At 61.8% G+C, this 12953-nt stretch carries 11 protein-coding genes; 3 read left to right on the top strand and 8 right to left on the bottom strand.

The window, feature by feature from the left end:
- Positions 1-26 precede the first annotated feature (26 nt).
- Positions 27-569 carry a hypothetical protein gene (locus AC4LE2_RS11900; RefSeq protein ID WP_491825960.1) on the top strand — a complete coding sequence of 181 codons (543 nt, stop codon included), beginning with the start codon at positions 27-29 and terminating at the stop codon, positions 567-569.
- A 334-nt stretch (positions 570-903) separates the two neighbouring features.
- Here the strand turns inward: AC4LE2_RS11900 and AC4LE2_RS11895 are convergent, their stop codons facing one another.
- Positions 904-1095 (bottom strand): hypothetical protein, encoded by a 192-nt coding sequence (locus tag AC4LE2_RS11895; RefSeq protein ID WP_491825959.1) that lies wholly within the window; start codon positions 1093-1095, stop codon positions 904-906.
- A 198-nt stretch (positions 1096-1293) separates the two neighbouring features.
- On the opposite strand from AC4LE2_RS11895, the gene AC4LE2_RS11890 reads away from it, so the two are divergent.
- Together AC4LE2_RS11890 and AC4LE2_RS11885 are read left to right on the top strand one after the other, a co-directional pair.
- The gene (locus tag AC4LE2_RS11890) at positions 1294-1719 is read left to right on the top strand and encodes a DUF2946 family protein (protein WP_491825958.1); all 426 of its coding nucleotides are present in this window, start codon (positions 1294-1296) and stop codon (positions 1717-1719) included.
- A gap of 96 nt (positions 1720-1815) precedes the next feature.
- Entirely contained in the window at positions 1816-3183 is a 1368-nt protein-coding gene (locus AC4LE2_RS11885; protein ID WP_491825957.1) for a PepSY-associated TM helix domain-containing protein, read from the top strand.
- A gap of 50 nt (positions 3184-3233) precedes the next feature.
- Here AC4LE2_RS11885 and cobF read toward each other — a convergent pair whose 3' ends face one another.
- From cobF to AC4LE2_RS11850, 7 genes are all read right to left on the bottom strand, one after another.
- Positions 3234-3989, bottom strand: a complete 756-nt coding sequence (gene cobF / locus AC4LE2_RS11880) for a precorrin-6A synthase (deacetylating) (protein ID WP_491825956.1) — start codon at positions 3987-3989, stop codon at positions 3234-3236.
- Positions 3990-4016: 27 nt separating this feature from the next.
- Positions 4017-5360 carry an OprD family porin gene (locus AC4LE2_RS11875; protein ID WP_491825955.1) on the bottom strand — a complete coding sequence of 448 codons (1344 nt, stop codon included), beginning with the start codon at positions 5358-5360 and terminating at the stop codon, positions 4017-4019.
- Complete coding sequence (locus AC4LE2_RS11870) at positions 5357-6823, bottom strand: ABC transporter ATP-binding protein (protein WP_491825954.1); 1467 nt, start codon at positions 6821-6823, stop codon at positions 5357-5359. Before AC4LE2_RS11870 ends, AC4LE2_RS11875 begins: the two co-directional genes overlap by 4 nt.
- Positions 6820-7641, bottom strand: a complete 822-nt coding sequence (locus tag AC4LE2_RS11865; protein WP_491825953.1) for an ABC transporter permease — start codon at positions 7639-7641, stop codon at positions 6820-6822. The genes AC4LE2_RS11870 and AC4LE2_RS11865 overlap by 4 nt, the downstream gene beginning before the upstream one ends.
- Positions 7638-8573 carry an ABC transporter permease gene (locus AC4LE2_RS11860; protein WP_491825952.1) on the bottom strand — a complete coding sequence of 312 codons (936 nt, stop codon included), beginning with the start codon at positions 8571-8573 and terminating at the stop codon, positions 7638-7640. The genes AC4LE2_RS11865 and AC4LE2_RS11860 overlap by 4 nt, the downstream gene beginning before the upstream one ends.
- Positions 8570-10111: an ABC transporter substrate-binding protein gene (locus tag AC4LE2_RS11855; RefSeq protein WP_491825951.1), complete on the bottom strand. Its 1542-nt coding sequence runs from the start codon at positions 10109-10111 to the stop codon at positions 8570-8572. The genes AC4LE2_RS11860 and AC4LE2_RS11855 overlap by 4 nt, the downstream gene beginning before the upstream one ends.
- Positions 10112-10402: 291 nt before the next feature.
- Positions 10403-12538, bottom strand: a complete 2136-nt coding sequence (locus tag AC4LE2_RS11850; RefSeq protein WP_491825950.1) for a M10 family metallopeptidase C-terminal domain-containing protein — start codon at positions 12536-12538, stop codon at positions 10403-10405.
- Between the last annotated feature and the right edge of the window lie 415 nt (positions 12539-12953).

Below are 12953 nucleotides of genomic sequence, written 5' to 3'. Positions count from 1 at the left end.
ATGGTCGTTCATATTTTGTGAACTTCATGATAGATGTTGGTGGCGGGACAGCAATTTCTATTAGAGATAGTCGCGCTGTCGAAATCGAGATCGAGCGTGACCTTCAAGAGAGATTGGATAGTTACGGAATTAGTGAAAGAGTCAACAGGGCAGGCAGTGGCCAACAGCTGATAGAAGACCCCGCCCAATTTGTCGAATCCTTTGTTTTAGCTATGGATTCGATAGGGAAAGTGAGCTTCGACAAAGCGAGCAGAAAGCCCTCATGGATTAAAGACAAGGAAAAAGTCAGGGAGCTTACGTCTTACATGGTTTTCGAATCTGTACGTCGTGGAATATCTGAAACATACACGGTTTCGATTTCGCTACAAGAAGATTTTCTGAACGCCATGTTTGCATGCGTTGCCACTGCTGACAGCCATGGGTTTAGTTTCGAGTTTCAAAAAAAGGTCGGTATTTCGTTCGTTGAGAGGTGTTGGATAAAGCTGAGCGAAGAGAATAAGGATAAATTCAGAGAAATCACTTTAGACGCCGAAGAAGTCGAAATGTTATCCGGGTTGAACAAATCCTAATTTCGCAACTTTGCGTAATTATGGTAGCTGGGATGATAGTGGCTGCCTGGATTTTAACCTGGCGGAATATCAGTGGCAGATTGCCGCGTGCCGCGAGCGGCCGCAATGGGTCAGTTTTGACGTTTCCTTACCGCCCACCACCGATATCATCGCGGCCCATCAGCCCCGGGATCACGCAGCACCGCTGGCCTGGTAGAGAAGAGGGTAGTTCAGGTTGCCTCGGTTAAGGCGCACTTCCTGGCAGTGACTTGCCCCAAACCGAGCGCCTGATTTCGCATTTCCCAAGAATAATGTTTTGGAAAGGCTAGGAAGCGTCAGGCGCTGTTAATGCACCCTACGTATCCGCCACTGCCTTATCAAGCAGGTCCCAAGGCTGCACGTTGTCAGCGTGGAGGCAGTCGGGCAGGTGCGGGAACGGCTGGCCGCGCGCGTGCTCGGTCTGAACCGCCAGGCAGGCACGGCAGACGATGGTTCCCTGTTGTAATTGCCATTGGTGATGCCAGTCTACAAGCTTGCCGCTACACATTCGGTTTCCCTCCCAAGCCTATGAAAGGGAGGGGAAAAGTAAGGCAGAAGTTCGCCTTATAAACGTGGCTGCGACCAATGACCGGTTTGTACAAGATTAAGCGCCCGCGTATAGGTTAAAGGGCATGGCTGCCTAAAATCCGGGGGTTGTTTTGCGCCGTCTAGGCGAGTAACGAGTGCGGTGGTACAGTCCTGCCCTATGAACCACCTACGTCACCACCGCCTGCCCGTTGCCTGGGCATTAATGGCCTTTATCTTCCTCAATGCACTGGCGTGTAGCCTGAGCCATGGGCGGATGATGGGTGGTATGGGTAGCCCGCCACAGCAGCAGGCAGCTGCCGGGGCCCTTCATGAGGGCCATCACACAGGCCCGCTGGCCGATGACTCAAGCATGGCAGCCGCCATGTCAATGGCCGACGACGGCACGCCTGCACCGATGCACCACCCTGAAAAGCCCGTGATGAGCGACTGCCCGTTCGCAACCATCCTGACCCTGGCCATGCTGGCGTTTGCCGTGCTGGGCTGGCTTATACGCCAGGTCCGGGCGGTTATGTCCCTGCCTACACCCTGGCCGGGTGCACCGTTCCGGCTGGCCTTTCCTGCGTTAAACCCTCGCGGCCCCTAGGCAAAGCGGCGTGTCCTCGCCGTTACACCCACCTTTGATGCGTGTGCCACGTTCAGCCTGTGCTGAGCTGGTTGCTGCTTACTGTGAGTATTGCTTATGTCCGCTACTTTATCGGCCTCAAAGCCTGGGGCCCACATGGCCCTGTTAAAACGGCTGCATTTTTACATTGGTGTCTGTATTGGCCCCTTTCTACTGGTGGCTGCCCTATCCGGGGTGGTGTACGCACTTACCCCGCAGCTCGAAGAACGCCTGTACGCCGATGTGTTGCACACCAGCACGCAGGGCACAGCCTTGAGCCTGGCTGAGCAGGTCAGCAACGCTCAAGCGGTAGTGGGCGCTCAGGCCAAGGTGGCGGCGGTGCGCCCGGCGCCTGGCGCAGGCGACACCACACGGGTCATGTTCAGCTCGCCGCAGTTGGGAGAGTCTGAACACCGGGCCATCTTCATTGACCCCGTCACCGGCGCGGTACGTGGGGACATGACCGTGTACGGCACAAGTGGTGTATTGCCGCTGCGCACCTGGATCGATCAATTCCACAGGGGGCTGATGCTGGGCGATGTGGGGCGGCTGTACAGCGAGCTGGCGGCGTCGTGGCTGTGGGTGGCGGTGATCGGTGGCCTGGTGCTGTGGGCGGCTCGGCGCAAGACGATGCGGGATAAAGCACGTGGCCTACGGGGCTGGCATGCCAGCGCGGGGGCGTGGCTTGCGCTGGGCTTGCTGTTCTTCTCGGCCACGGGCCTGACGTGGTCTCAGTATGCCGGTAATAACATCGGCGTGCTGCGGGCTTACTACGGGTGGTCCACACCCAGCGTAGCCACTTCGCTAGGCAGCGCCCATGCCATGCCCATGAGTACCGATGAGCACGCCGAGCACTCCATGCACATGGGCGGCAATGGGCCCGCCATGGCCCTCGATCCTGGGCTATTCGACCGCATGCTGGGCATTGCGCGGGCATCGGGCATAGATGCCGCTAAAGTCGAGATTCGGCCCGCTGCAAGCGCCAACAAGGCCTGGGTGGTGGGCGAGATTGACCGGCGTTGGCCCACTCAAGTGGATGCGGTCTCTATAGACCCTGCCACCGGCCAGGTGGTGGACCAGGTTGCGTTCGCCCAGTATTCACTGCCAGCCAAGCTGACTCGGTGGGGGATTGACGCCCACATGGGAGTGCTGTTCGGCCTGTTTAACCAGCTGCTACTGGTTGCATTTGCCAGCGGGCTGGTAGCGATGGTGGTGATGGGGTACTGGATGTGGTGGCGCCGCCGGCCTGTGGCCGTGCAGGCGGGTACGCTGGTTCAGGCCTGGCGCCAGTTGAGTGCGAAGGGGCGAGCAGCGGCAGTGCTGTTGGCCACAGCTGTAGGGGTGTGCCTGCCGGTGCTGGGTGTAAGCCTTGCCGGCTTTGTAGCTGCAGACCTGTTGCTCGGCCTGCGAGAGCGGCCAGGGGCGCTGTCCCGGCCTCAGGCCTAGCCCGTGTGTCTTTGGCCCGGCACGCCCTGTGCCGGGTCAAGGCCGTAGCGTTAGCGGCGCTTGAGCAGGTAGGTGTCCATGATCCAGCCGTTGGCCTCGCGGGCTGCGGTGCGTACCCGCTCGATTTCGTCGGCCACCTCGCTGAGCTTTCCTGCCACCAGTAGCTCATCGGGGGTGCCGAGGTAAGCGCCCCAGTAGATATCCAAGTCGTGGTCCACCAGTGTCTTGTAAGTGTTCTCGGCGTCCAACATCACCACCACGCTGTCGACGTTGGGTGGCAGACCGTTGGCCAGGCGCCGCCCAGTGGTGATTTCAATGGCACCCCCAATATGGTTGAGCGGTACCTTATGCTGAGCGGCGAGGGCCTGGACGCTGGTGATGCCAGGAATGACCTCATAGCTCAGCGTTTGCCGACCCGACTGCACGATGGCGTCCAGGATACGGATCGTGCTGTCGTACAGCGCAGGGTCCCCCCACACCAGAAAGGCCCCACACTGGCCCTCGCCCAGCTCATGCGCGATAAGGCGCTCGAACACCGACTGCTTGTCGTCGTTCAGGTGGTCGACCGCCTTGAGGTAATCGCCGGTATTGCGCTCGCGCTCAGGTTGGGGCGCTTCCACCAAACGGTAGTCGTGCCCCTGGATGTAACGCTCGCAGATGTGTTTGCGCAGGTGGTTCAGTTTTTCCTTGCTGTGGCCTTTGTCCATCAGGAAGAACACGTCTACCCGGTTCAAGGCGTTGACGGCCTGGACAGTCAGGTACTCGGGGTGGCCCGCGCCGATACCGATGATAAGGATATTTTTCATGCCTGCCTTCTTGCGTGAATGACCGCCCTATAGCCCGCCGGTCAAGGGGTATTCCACGGCCAGCCGCAACTGGTCGGTGTCTAGCTCTGCCTGGGCGGTATTACTGCGGTGTGCAGCGTGGCGCAGCGAAACGGTCATGCCCTTGGCGGCTCCGCCTTGGACCACGTAACGGGCCTCAAGGTCACGTTCCCAATGCTTCCCCCCTCGACCGTAACCCAAGTAAGCATAGCCGCCACGGGGGTCTACGTGGCTACCGTCAATGTCGCTACCCCGCACATAGGCCGCGCTCACAGACAGCCCTGGCAGCCCCCAAGTGGCCAGTTCCACCGTATAACGGGCCTGCCAGGACCGTTCATTGGGCGCGTTGAAGTCCGACAGTTGCACCGCATTGCTCAGGAAAATCGCACCCCGGGTCACGTAGTCGAACGGTGTGTCGCCGTTCACCCGTTGGTAGCCGAGGCTGATACTGTGCGGCCCCTGGGCATAGGTCGACATCAAGCTCCAGGTCGTGTTGTCGATGCGCCCGGACAGCGATCGGCCCGTGTCAGTGGTGCGGTAGAGGTTCAGGTTCACGGCCAGCGAGCGGTCGCTGTCGAGGGGCTGCACGAAGGTGCCGCCCAGGTAGTGCTGGCGCCAGGTGTTTTCGTAATGGGAACTGTAGAGGCTGGCGGTGAGCTGCTTGCTCGGGTTCCAGGCAACGCCGGCCAGATCAAAGGCCGTGCCTTGGGGCGCATTGGAGTAATTGACCACAAAGCCTTGGTCGTGGCTGCTGGCATTGCGGTCGGTGCTTTCGGTGAAATGGCCCCCTACCAGCTTGAGGGTGTCGAACGCCTGGCTGCTCACGAACAGCCCAGTGGCCGTTTCAGGCAGCAGGCGGCTATCCGAGGAGCTGAACACCGGGGTTTTTACCCGCTGCTCGCCCCAGGACACAACCGTCGCGCCCAGGCGTACCTTCAGAGCGGCCCCGCCCCGGCTGAAGGTGCCTTTAGGGTGGCCCTCGTTATCAATGCCGAGCAAGCGTGCCTTGCCGGCCCGCCCACCGCCGGTATCTAACGGTGTGCCCAGGTAAGCATGGGCCTCTACGCCGAGCCCGACCACGCCTTGGGTAAACCCGGACTGAAAGGTGCCCATCAAGCCGTAGGCTGCTTCTTCGGCGTAGCCGTTGCGGTCGGCGCGTGGTTTGTAAGCGTTGCGCGCGCCGCTATTGCGGCCACCATGGCGGTACTCGCGGCTGTCGTACACCGTGCGGTTGAGCAGGCTCCAGGTGCTGTCTTCGATAAAGCCGTGGGCCTCGGGCGCGCTGGAGTCGGCGAACGCCGCAGGGCTGGCCATGCCTGCCAGTAGCACTGCTCGAACAGAAAGCGGGCTCATGTCGGGTTACCTTGCTGTTGCACAAACGGGGTGGGGAATGAAGTCAGGTCATCTTGAGAGTGCCGAGGCGCGGTGCCCAAGCGCAGGCGCTGGTCGCAGACCGCGTCGATCAGGGCGTCGTCGTGGCTGACCAACAGCACGGCGGTGTTGTGCTCGCGAGCGGTTTCCACTAACAGGTCGATCATTTCCTTTTGCGTAATCAGGTCCAGGCGGGAGCTGGGCTCGTCCGCGAAGATGAACAGGGGGTTGAGCAGCAACACCCGCAGTAAGGAAAAGCGCTGAAGCTCACCGCCCGAGACGTTGCCGGGCAGCCGCTCCAACAGGGCAGGGGCCAGGCGCAAGCGCTCGAGCAACGTCGGGATGCGGCCTGCATCGAGGCGGTGCAGGCGTACCAGGTCCGCCAGCACTTGCGCCAGGGTCAGGCTGGGCGCAAAAGCTGCGACCGGGTCTTGGTAGAGCTTTTGAAACGCTACCCTGGGTGCGCTGCCAGGCCGAATGACCTCTCCGTGGGTGGGCGCAAGCAAGCCGAGGATCACGTCGCCAAGGCTGGACTTACCGCACCCCGAAGGGCCCGTGACGCCTACGATTTCGCCGCGACGGATAGTCAGGGCCAGCCCAGAAAACAACGTGCGCTCGCCACGGGCCACGGTGAGGTTGCGCACCTGCACCAGTGTCTCGTCTTTTAGCGCAGGTTGCGGCCGTGGCGCCCAGCGGCTGGGGTCTGCTTCAATCAGCCGTTGGGTATAAGGATGGCTGGGCCGTTGAAGGACCTGTGCGGCATCGCCGCGTTCTATCACCTCTCCCTTGAGCATGATCATCACCTGGCCACCCAGGCGTCGGGCCACCTCGATGTCATGGGTAATGATCAGCAGCGCGCCGCCGGCGGCCACGCTTGCCTCCAGCAGGTTCACTACCTCACCAATGCGCGCACGGTCCAGGCCTTTAGTGGGTTCGTCTGCAATCATCACCTTGGCACCACCGGCGTGGGTCGCGGCAAAGGCCAGGCGCTGAGCCATGCCGCCCGACAGCTCGAACGGGTATTTGGCGTGCGCCGGCCCCAGGCCCAGGTGAGCCAGGGCATCCTGGGCAAGGCGACGGGCCTCGGCCCAGCGTTTACCCCCTACATAACGGTGGGTTTCAGCCACCTGCTCCTGCGCCCGCATGGTCGGGTCCAGGCTTAGCCAGGGTTCTTGAGGGAGCACGGCCAGTTCGCGGCCCCAGCGCGCGCGGCGCCCTTGGGCTCGGCCGTCTTCATTCACGCCTGCGACACTCACCTGACCACACGCCTGCAGGCCCGGCGGTAAGTTACCGACGATGCCTTGGGCGAACAGGCTTTTGCCGGAGCCCGTCTCGCCGATGAGGGTCAGCACTTCACCCGCGCGCAGGGTAATCGACAGCGGCGCCACTAATTGGGCGTGCTCGGTACGGATTTCCAGCCCTTGGGTGCTGAGCAATGGCTTCATGGTTTACGCCCTCCGGCGATGAGCATCAACGACAACACGATGAGAAAGATCACCAGAATGGGCAGCGCGATCACAAAGGGCGCCTCCGCGAAATACGGCAGCAATTCGGTGATCATCAGGCCAAGCTCTGCGGTAGGCGGGCGCATGCCCACGCTGATGAACCCCAGGGCGGCGATGGCCATGATGGCCGAGGCGGCACCAAAGGCTGTGAGGGTCAGTACCACCGCAGACAGCTCCGGCCACAGGTGACGGCGCACGATGTACAGTGGCCCAAAGCCCAGCAAGCGGCTGGCGGCCACGGCCGGGGAGGCCAACAGAGTGCGCGCCAGCGCTCGGGTCATACGAAAGTATTCAATCCATAGCACCAGTGCGATCGCACCGTACAGGGCCATGAAGGACCCGGGGAACAGGGCCACGATCAGCAGTACCAGCAACAGGCCGGGCAACGCCAGGAACAGCTCAGCCAACAGGCCAAGGGCTTTGTCGGTCAGGCCGCCTTTCCAGGCCGCGAGCATGCCCAGCAGCACTCCAGGCACTGCGGCCGTTAGCACACTCACCAGGGCCAGCCCGAGTGACAGGCGAATGGCGGCGGCGAGGCGGGCGAGCATGTCACGGCCCAAGTGATCGGTTCCTAAGGGGTGTGCGCTGGCGGGGCCTGCGAGGATAGCGGTGTAATCCTGGCGGGCGATGTCCAGGCTCCACAGCCACGGCACCACCAGTGCAAACAGCACCAACAGGGCCAGCAGTGTCAGCCCAGCCAGGCGTGGCAGTGCACGGGCAGGCCGCTCAACGGTCAGCACGGCGACGTCTAGGTTCATGCGGTTCTCCGGCGAGGGTCGAGCAGGTGGTTGGCCATGTCCACGACCGTATTGAGCAGCACGAACAGCAGCCCCATCGCCAGTGCCGTGCCTTGGACCATGGGCACATCACGGTGAAAGATGGCGTGGACCAGCCCGTGGCCGATGCCCGGCCAGGCGAACAGGGTTTCCACCACCACCACCCCCTCGATCAGGTACACCAACTGCACGCCCAGGTAGGTCACCACCGGTACGCTGATGTTGCGCAGCCCGTGGCGCATAAACGTGCGTGCGCCACTGAGCCCTTTGAGGCGGCCGAAGCCGTAGTAGGCAGAGCCCGCCACGGCCACGGTGGCGTCACGGGCCATCCTCGACGACACCGCCGCCAGCCCCAGGGCCAAGGTGACGGTGGGCAGTAGCGCATGGGCAAAGGTGCCGTGGCCTGCCGAGGGCAGCAGCCCCGCCGAGACCGAGAAGGTCAGCACCAGGATCACCCCAAGCACGAAGTGGGGAACCGCGCGCGTGCCCAGGCTCAACAGCAACAACCCACGGTCTAGCCAGCTGCCGGGGCGCAACCCGGCGAGTATTCCGAGCGGCGGGCCGATCATGAACGACAGCAGTACCGCACCCAGGGCCAGTTGAATGGAGCTGCCCAGCTCATGGGTGATGCTGGCGGTCACCGGTTCGCCCGACACCAGCGATGTGCCCAGGTTTAGCGTAATGACGTCCCCGATCCAGGCAACCAGGCGCTGTATCAGGGGTTGATCGAGGCTGAGTTCGGCCCTTACCGCTTCGGCTGCCGCGCCGCTGACCATGTCATAGCCATAGCGGCCCGCCGCGATCCGGTAGGCCGCATCGCCAGGCAGTAACGCCATCAGCGCGAAGGTCAGGGCGCCAATCAACACGGCAACCATGATGGCTTGCACCAGGCGGGCGCAGAGGAGGCGAATCATGGCGCCCACCGCATCGTGCTTAGGCCAAAGGTGCGCTCGAACGGGTCGATGGCCGCGCCTTGAATCTTGTCGGACACGGCGATGGTCTGCCGGTACCAGGCCACAGGGATCAGCGGCAGTTGGTCTTGCACCACGCCCATGAGCGTGTTGCGCAGCTGCTGTTGGCGGGCCGGGTCATCTGTGGCGAGCAGGGCGTGCAGGCCGTTATCGAACTCAGGGTTGTTCCAGCCTAAAGGCCCCCATTCGGCGCCACCTTTGGCGAAGTCCGCCAGCAGCGTGACCAAGGGGTCGGGTGCCAGCGCATAGTTACGGCCAAACAACGCCAGTTGCAGGCTGCCGTCGTTGTAACCGGCCGGGATGGCGCTGGCGTTCTCTACTGCCACCGTGATGTCTACGCCTACGTCCCGCAGTTGCGCCTGAAGCGCGGTGGCAATCAGCGGCAGTTCGGGGCGGTCCGCGTAGGTAATAAGCTTGAGGTGAAGCGGCTGGCCGTCTTTTTCCAGCATACCGTCACGGTTGGGTACCCAGCCTTGCGCCTTGAGCAGGCTGCGCGAAGCGTCTGGGTCGAACGCAAGCGGCGCCAACGCCGGGTCATGCCAGGCCGGTACGCTGTCTGCGAACATCTGCGAGGCGCCTGTGCCGGGGGCGCGTAGCACGGCCGCGGCAATGCCCTCGCGCTGGATTGCCAGGCTCAAAGCCTTGCGCACGTCAACCGAGGCCGTGGGCCCCGTGCCCGCGTTGGCTGCCAGCATCACGACGCGGGGTACCGGGCCAATCAATACCTGCAGGCCTTGAGTGCGCTGTAAGCGTGAAATGCTCGGCGGGTCCAATTGAAACACCAGCTCAGCGCCGCCGCTTTCAGCCATCAGCGAGCGGGTTTCGCCGCGCCCTGCGCCTAGGTAGGTGGCGCGTTCGATACTGGGCTTGGGCCCCCAATAGCCTTCGAAGCGTTTAACCGCCAGCCGTTGTGGCGGCGCTAGCAGGGTCAGCACATAGGGGCCCGTGCCGATGATCGCGCGCACCTTGTCGGCACTGTCATAGGCCGCAGGGGCGAGGATGGCGGTAGAGGAGTGCGCCAGTAGCGCCGGTAACGGTTTGAAGGGCGCGGCCAGCCGGATCACCACGTCCTGACCTTGAGCGGTGATAGACGCAATCTTGGCATTGCTCAGCAAGCCTGGCTTGTTTCGCGCCACGTTCAGCGAGTGGGCGGCAACTTCGGCGGTCAACGGGCTGCCGTCATGAAAGGTCACACCTTGGCGGAGCCGGAATGTCCACTGTGTATGGTCCTCGGACACCGTCCAGTGCTCGGCCAGCGCTGGCAGGGGCTGGCCCTTGCTGTCTGCCTCCATGAGGGTTTCGGTGACCTGCATCCGCTGAAAAATGAAGCCCGAGATAGCAGGGTCCAGGCCTCCAATTTCAAAGGGTGCAACCACGTCCACTACGCGGTCATCGGCCAGAGCAGCAGGGGGAGTGAGCAAGCACCAGGCTGCTAGCGCGGCGGCCAAAGAGAAATGGCGAGCGGTGTACGTGAAGTCCATGACAGTCCTTGATGAGCGCCGGCCGAGGCTTAGCTTTATGCCTTCATTGCTGGGTTAGCATGGGCAATAAGCGTAAGGCCAAGAGCAGTGGCATACAGGGGCTGCATGTTAGTTATGTGATAATGTAACGTACAGCTGATACATACCTTGTAACAAGAATGCCGGGCGAGGCGCGTTGGACATGCTGGTTCGCTCGCATGCCTGTGTGGGAAGCGGGCGGCAGCTCGCGAAGGATGCTTACTAAACTTCTTCGTGAGCTAGCGCCTGCTTCCCGCAGTATCGCCGCGTGGCTTAGGCAACCGAGCCATCGTGGTGGGTGTCGGTGGCCACGCCTACCAGCGTGACTTCTTTATGAGCAGGCGCAAAGATCATGTTGCTGTTGTCCAGCTCATCCGACCAGTCACCGGTCATGGCGATTTCGAACCGATGGCCTTGTGAGTCCGCCTCCACATCCTTGAGGTAGGTGCGGTCAAGGGCCTGGTTGTACACCACCTTGAGCGTGGTGCCCGTGCCGTTGCCAAAGCCGGTGTAACCCAGCGCAGACACGTCGATCTTGTCGCTGTAGTCGGCGAAGTCGACAATCAGGTCCACCATGCTCTTGGTAGCGGTCCGGTAGCTGTCGCTTACTGCGTTGTAGAGGAAGGTGTCATCGTTCTCGTGCTTGCCGTTGAAGATCTGCACCGATAAGTCATCCCCGCCGTTCAACTTGTCTGCACCCGCGCCGCCGACAATCACATCGGAGCCTGTCCCGCCGTTGATGGTGTCATTGCCGTCCAGGCCACGCAGAATCTCCGAGAAGGCGCTGCCGGTGATCACGTCGCCTTTCTCGGTACCGTAGACGGTAGGGGTGCTGAACACCAGTTGGGCATCGGTCAAGCGGCCAGCCAGGCCGCCGTCGAGTACCAGCTCAAAGCGCTGCCCCTCGTCATTGGCGTCATAGCTTTTGAGGTAGGTGCGGGTGCCTTCGGTGTTCTCCACCACCGCCACGGTGCCGTTGTGGCCATCGCTGATGCCAGTGAAGCCTAGCTTGGTCAAGTCAATACGGTCCTGGGACGGGTCGAAGTCCACAATACGGTCGCTGCCGGTTTGAGTGGCGGTGCGGTAGCTGTCGCTGATCTGGGCGTAGCGGAAAATATCCGCGCCAGCACCGCCGGCGAGCACGTCGCGGCCGCCATTGCCCTGCAGCAGGTCATCACCGGCCAGGCCGTGAATGATTTCGGCAGTGTTGAGGCCCAGCAGGGTGTCCTGGCCGCTTGATCCTTCCAGGTGCGAGGCGCCATCCTGGCTGCCGAAGGTGGTGTCCAGGGAACCGTCAGCGTTCAGGCGAACCACGCTAAAGCCTGCGTTCACATTGAGGGAGCTGTTGCCCGCGATCACGATCTTGCCATCGGGCTGCACGGTAACGGAGCGGGCGTCGTTCCAATGGGCGTAGCTGGTGTCATCGGGGATAGGCGCAAAGGTGGTGATGCCCCCGTTGCCAAAGGTGTTATCGAATGAGCCATCGGCGTTGAGCCGTAAAACGGTGCCCGCTTTATCGGGCCCTTCACCCACCAGCACAATCTTGCCGTCGGCCTGGAGGGCCACCTCCGAGTAATAGCTCAGGTCCAACGCCGGGTCCAAATGTACTGTGCCGTTGTCACCGAAGCGGGTGTCCACTGTGCCATCGGGCTTGAGGCGCTGAACGCTGTATATCGGGTCGCCGGGCACATGAACGGTGCTGCCCGGCACGTCGTAGCCACCTACATACAGCCAGTTACCGATTACCACGCTGCCATCGGCCTGCACGGCGGTGGAGATGTTGCCGTTGTAATAGTCCCCATCGGGGCTGAGCGCCTGGCGGCCGTGGTCGCCAAAGCTGTCTACCAGCGCGCCCTCTTGGGTAAGTTTGTAGATTTCGGCCTCGTGCTCGCCGCGCGCGCTGAAATAAAACGTACCGTCCGGGTTGACGTCCATGAACATGCCTTCGGGGTAATAGTCCACGGCAAGTACTCGCGCACCGTTGGTGCCGAAGCTGCTGTCCAGGCTGCCGTCCAGGTTGAAGCGCTGGATGCTGATGCCAGCGGCGGTATAGTCCGCGAAGAGCACCTTGCCGTCGTCTTGCACCGCCATGATGAAGGTCGCGTCTTCGCGGTCCAGGTTGGCAGGCAGTATCGCGATGCCGTTTTTGCCAAAGCTGTTATCCAGGGTGCCATCGGCGTTGAGCCGGATCACGGCACGGTCTGAGCGTGTACCGTAGGACTCATCCCCTGGCGATCCGGAGTAGCCAACGTAAGGGTGCTGGCTAAAGCCTGCAATCAACACTTTGCCGTCTGGCTGAAGCGTCACGCTTTGAGCGTTATCGGTCAGCAGCGTGAGGTCTACCAGCACACTGCCTGGGCCGGTCCTGATTGTGTGAGTGCCGGTTGTGTTTTGAAAGGTCGGAGCCATGAGTCATCCCTTAGACGCAGGTAAAGTGTATGCACCCTAGTGCAGCACGCGCGATCGTGCACTGTGATAGAGCCAACCGGCAGTGGGGAAGTTGCCTCGAGCCCTGGCAGCGGATTTAGCGCGATGGGCGCTATCACCGCAGTCAGCTCAGGAACCGCCCCCGGTGAGCGCACATTAAGTCGCTTTGTGGCTGCACCCTGCCATGCCTTCTCTAAGCGACTTACAACCCTGATGGTGCCTTCACAACAGCCAGATCCCCACCTCATCGCAAACGTTTGCGTATTCTTCGGATGAGCGGTAAAGAGCGTCTGGCACAGGCTCTGCGCGGTGCCAAAGGGATGCAAGGCTGGCGTTTCGCTTTGCCGGGCTATGCCAGCCTGAAAAATAGATTGAATTATAACAAGATATGTTATTT

It is taken from the genome of Pseudomonas sp. 9.3L, assembly GCF_058536285.1.
This window is presented reverse-complemented; position numbering and strand designations above follow the sequence as displayed.

Bases quoted from the DNA above. Each gene is read 5' to 3' on its own strand.
- AC4LE2_RS11895 (WP_491825959.1), bottom strand. From the start codon at position 1,095: ATGTGTAGCGGCAAGCTTGTAGACTGGCATCACCAATGGCAATTACAA.
- AC4LE2_RS11885 (WP_491825957.1), top strand. From the start codon at position 1,816: ATGTCCGCTACTTTATCGGCCTCAAAGCCTGGGGCCCACATGGCCCTG.
- AC4LE2_RS11860 (WP_491825952.1), bottom strand. From the start codon at position 8,573: ATGATTCGCCTCCTCTGCGCCCGCCTGGTGCAAGCCATCATGGTTGCC.
- AC4LE2_RS11870 (WP_491825954.1), bottom strand. From the start codon at position 6,823: ATGAAGCCATTGCTCAGCACCCAAGGGCTGGAAATCCGTACCGAGCAC.
- cobF (WP_491825956.1), bottom strand. From the start codon at position 3,989: ATGAAAAATATCCTTATCATCGGTATCGGCGCGGGCCACCCCGAGTAC.
- AC4LE2_RS11875 (WP_491825955.1), bottom strand. From the start codon at position 5,360: ATGAGCCCGCTTTCTGTTCGAGCAGTGCTACTGGCAGGCATGGCCAGC.
- AC4LE2_RS11890 (WP_491825958.1), top strand. From the start codon at position 1,294: ATGAACCACCTACGTCACCACCGCCTGCCCGTTGCCTGGGCATTAATG.
- AC4LE2_RS11865 (WP_491825953.1), bottom strand. From the start codon at position 7,641: ATGAACCTAGACGTCGCCGTGCTGACCGTTGAGCGGCCTGCCCGTGCA.
- AC4LE2_RS11850 (WP_491825950.1), bottom strand. From the start codon at position 12,538: ATGGCTCCGACCTTTCAAAACACAACCGGCACTCACACAATCAGGACC.
- AC4LE2_RS11900 (WP_491825960.1), top strand. From the start codon at position 27: ATGATAGATGTTGGTGGCGGGACAGCAATTTCTATTAGAGATAGTCGC.
- AC4LE2_RS11855 (WP_491825951.1), bottom strand. From the start codon at position 10,111: ATGGACTTCACGTACACCGCTCGCCATTTCTCTTTGGCCGCCGCGCTA.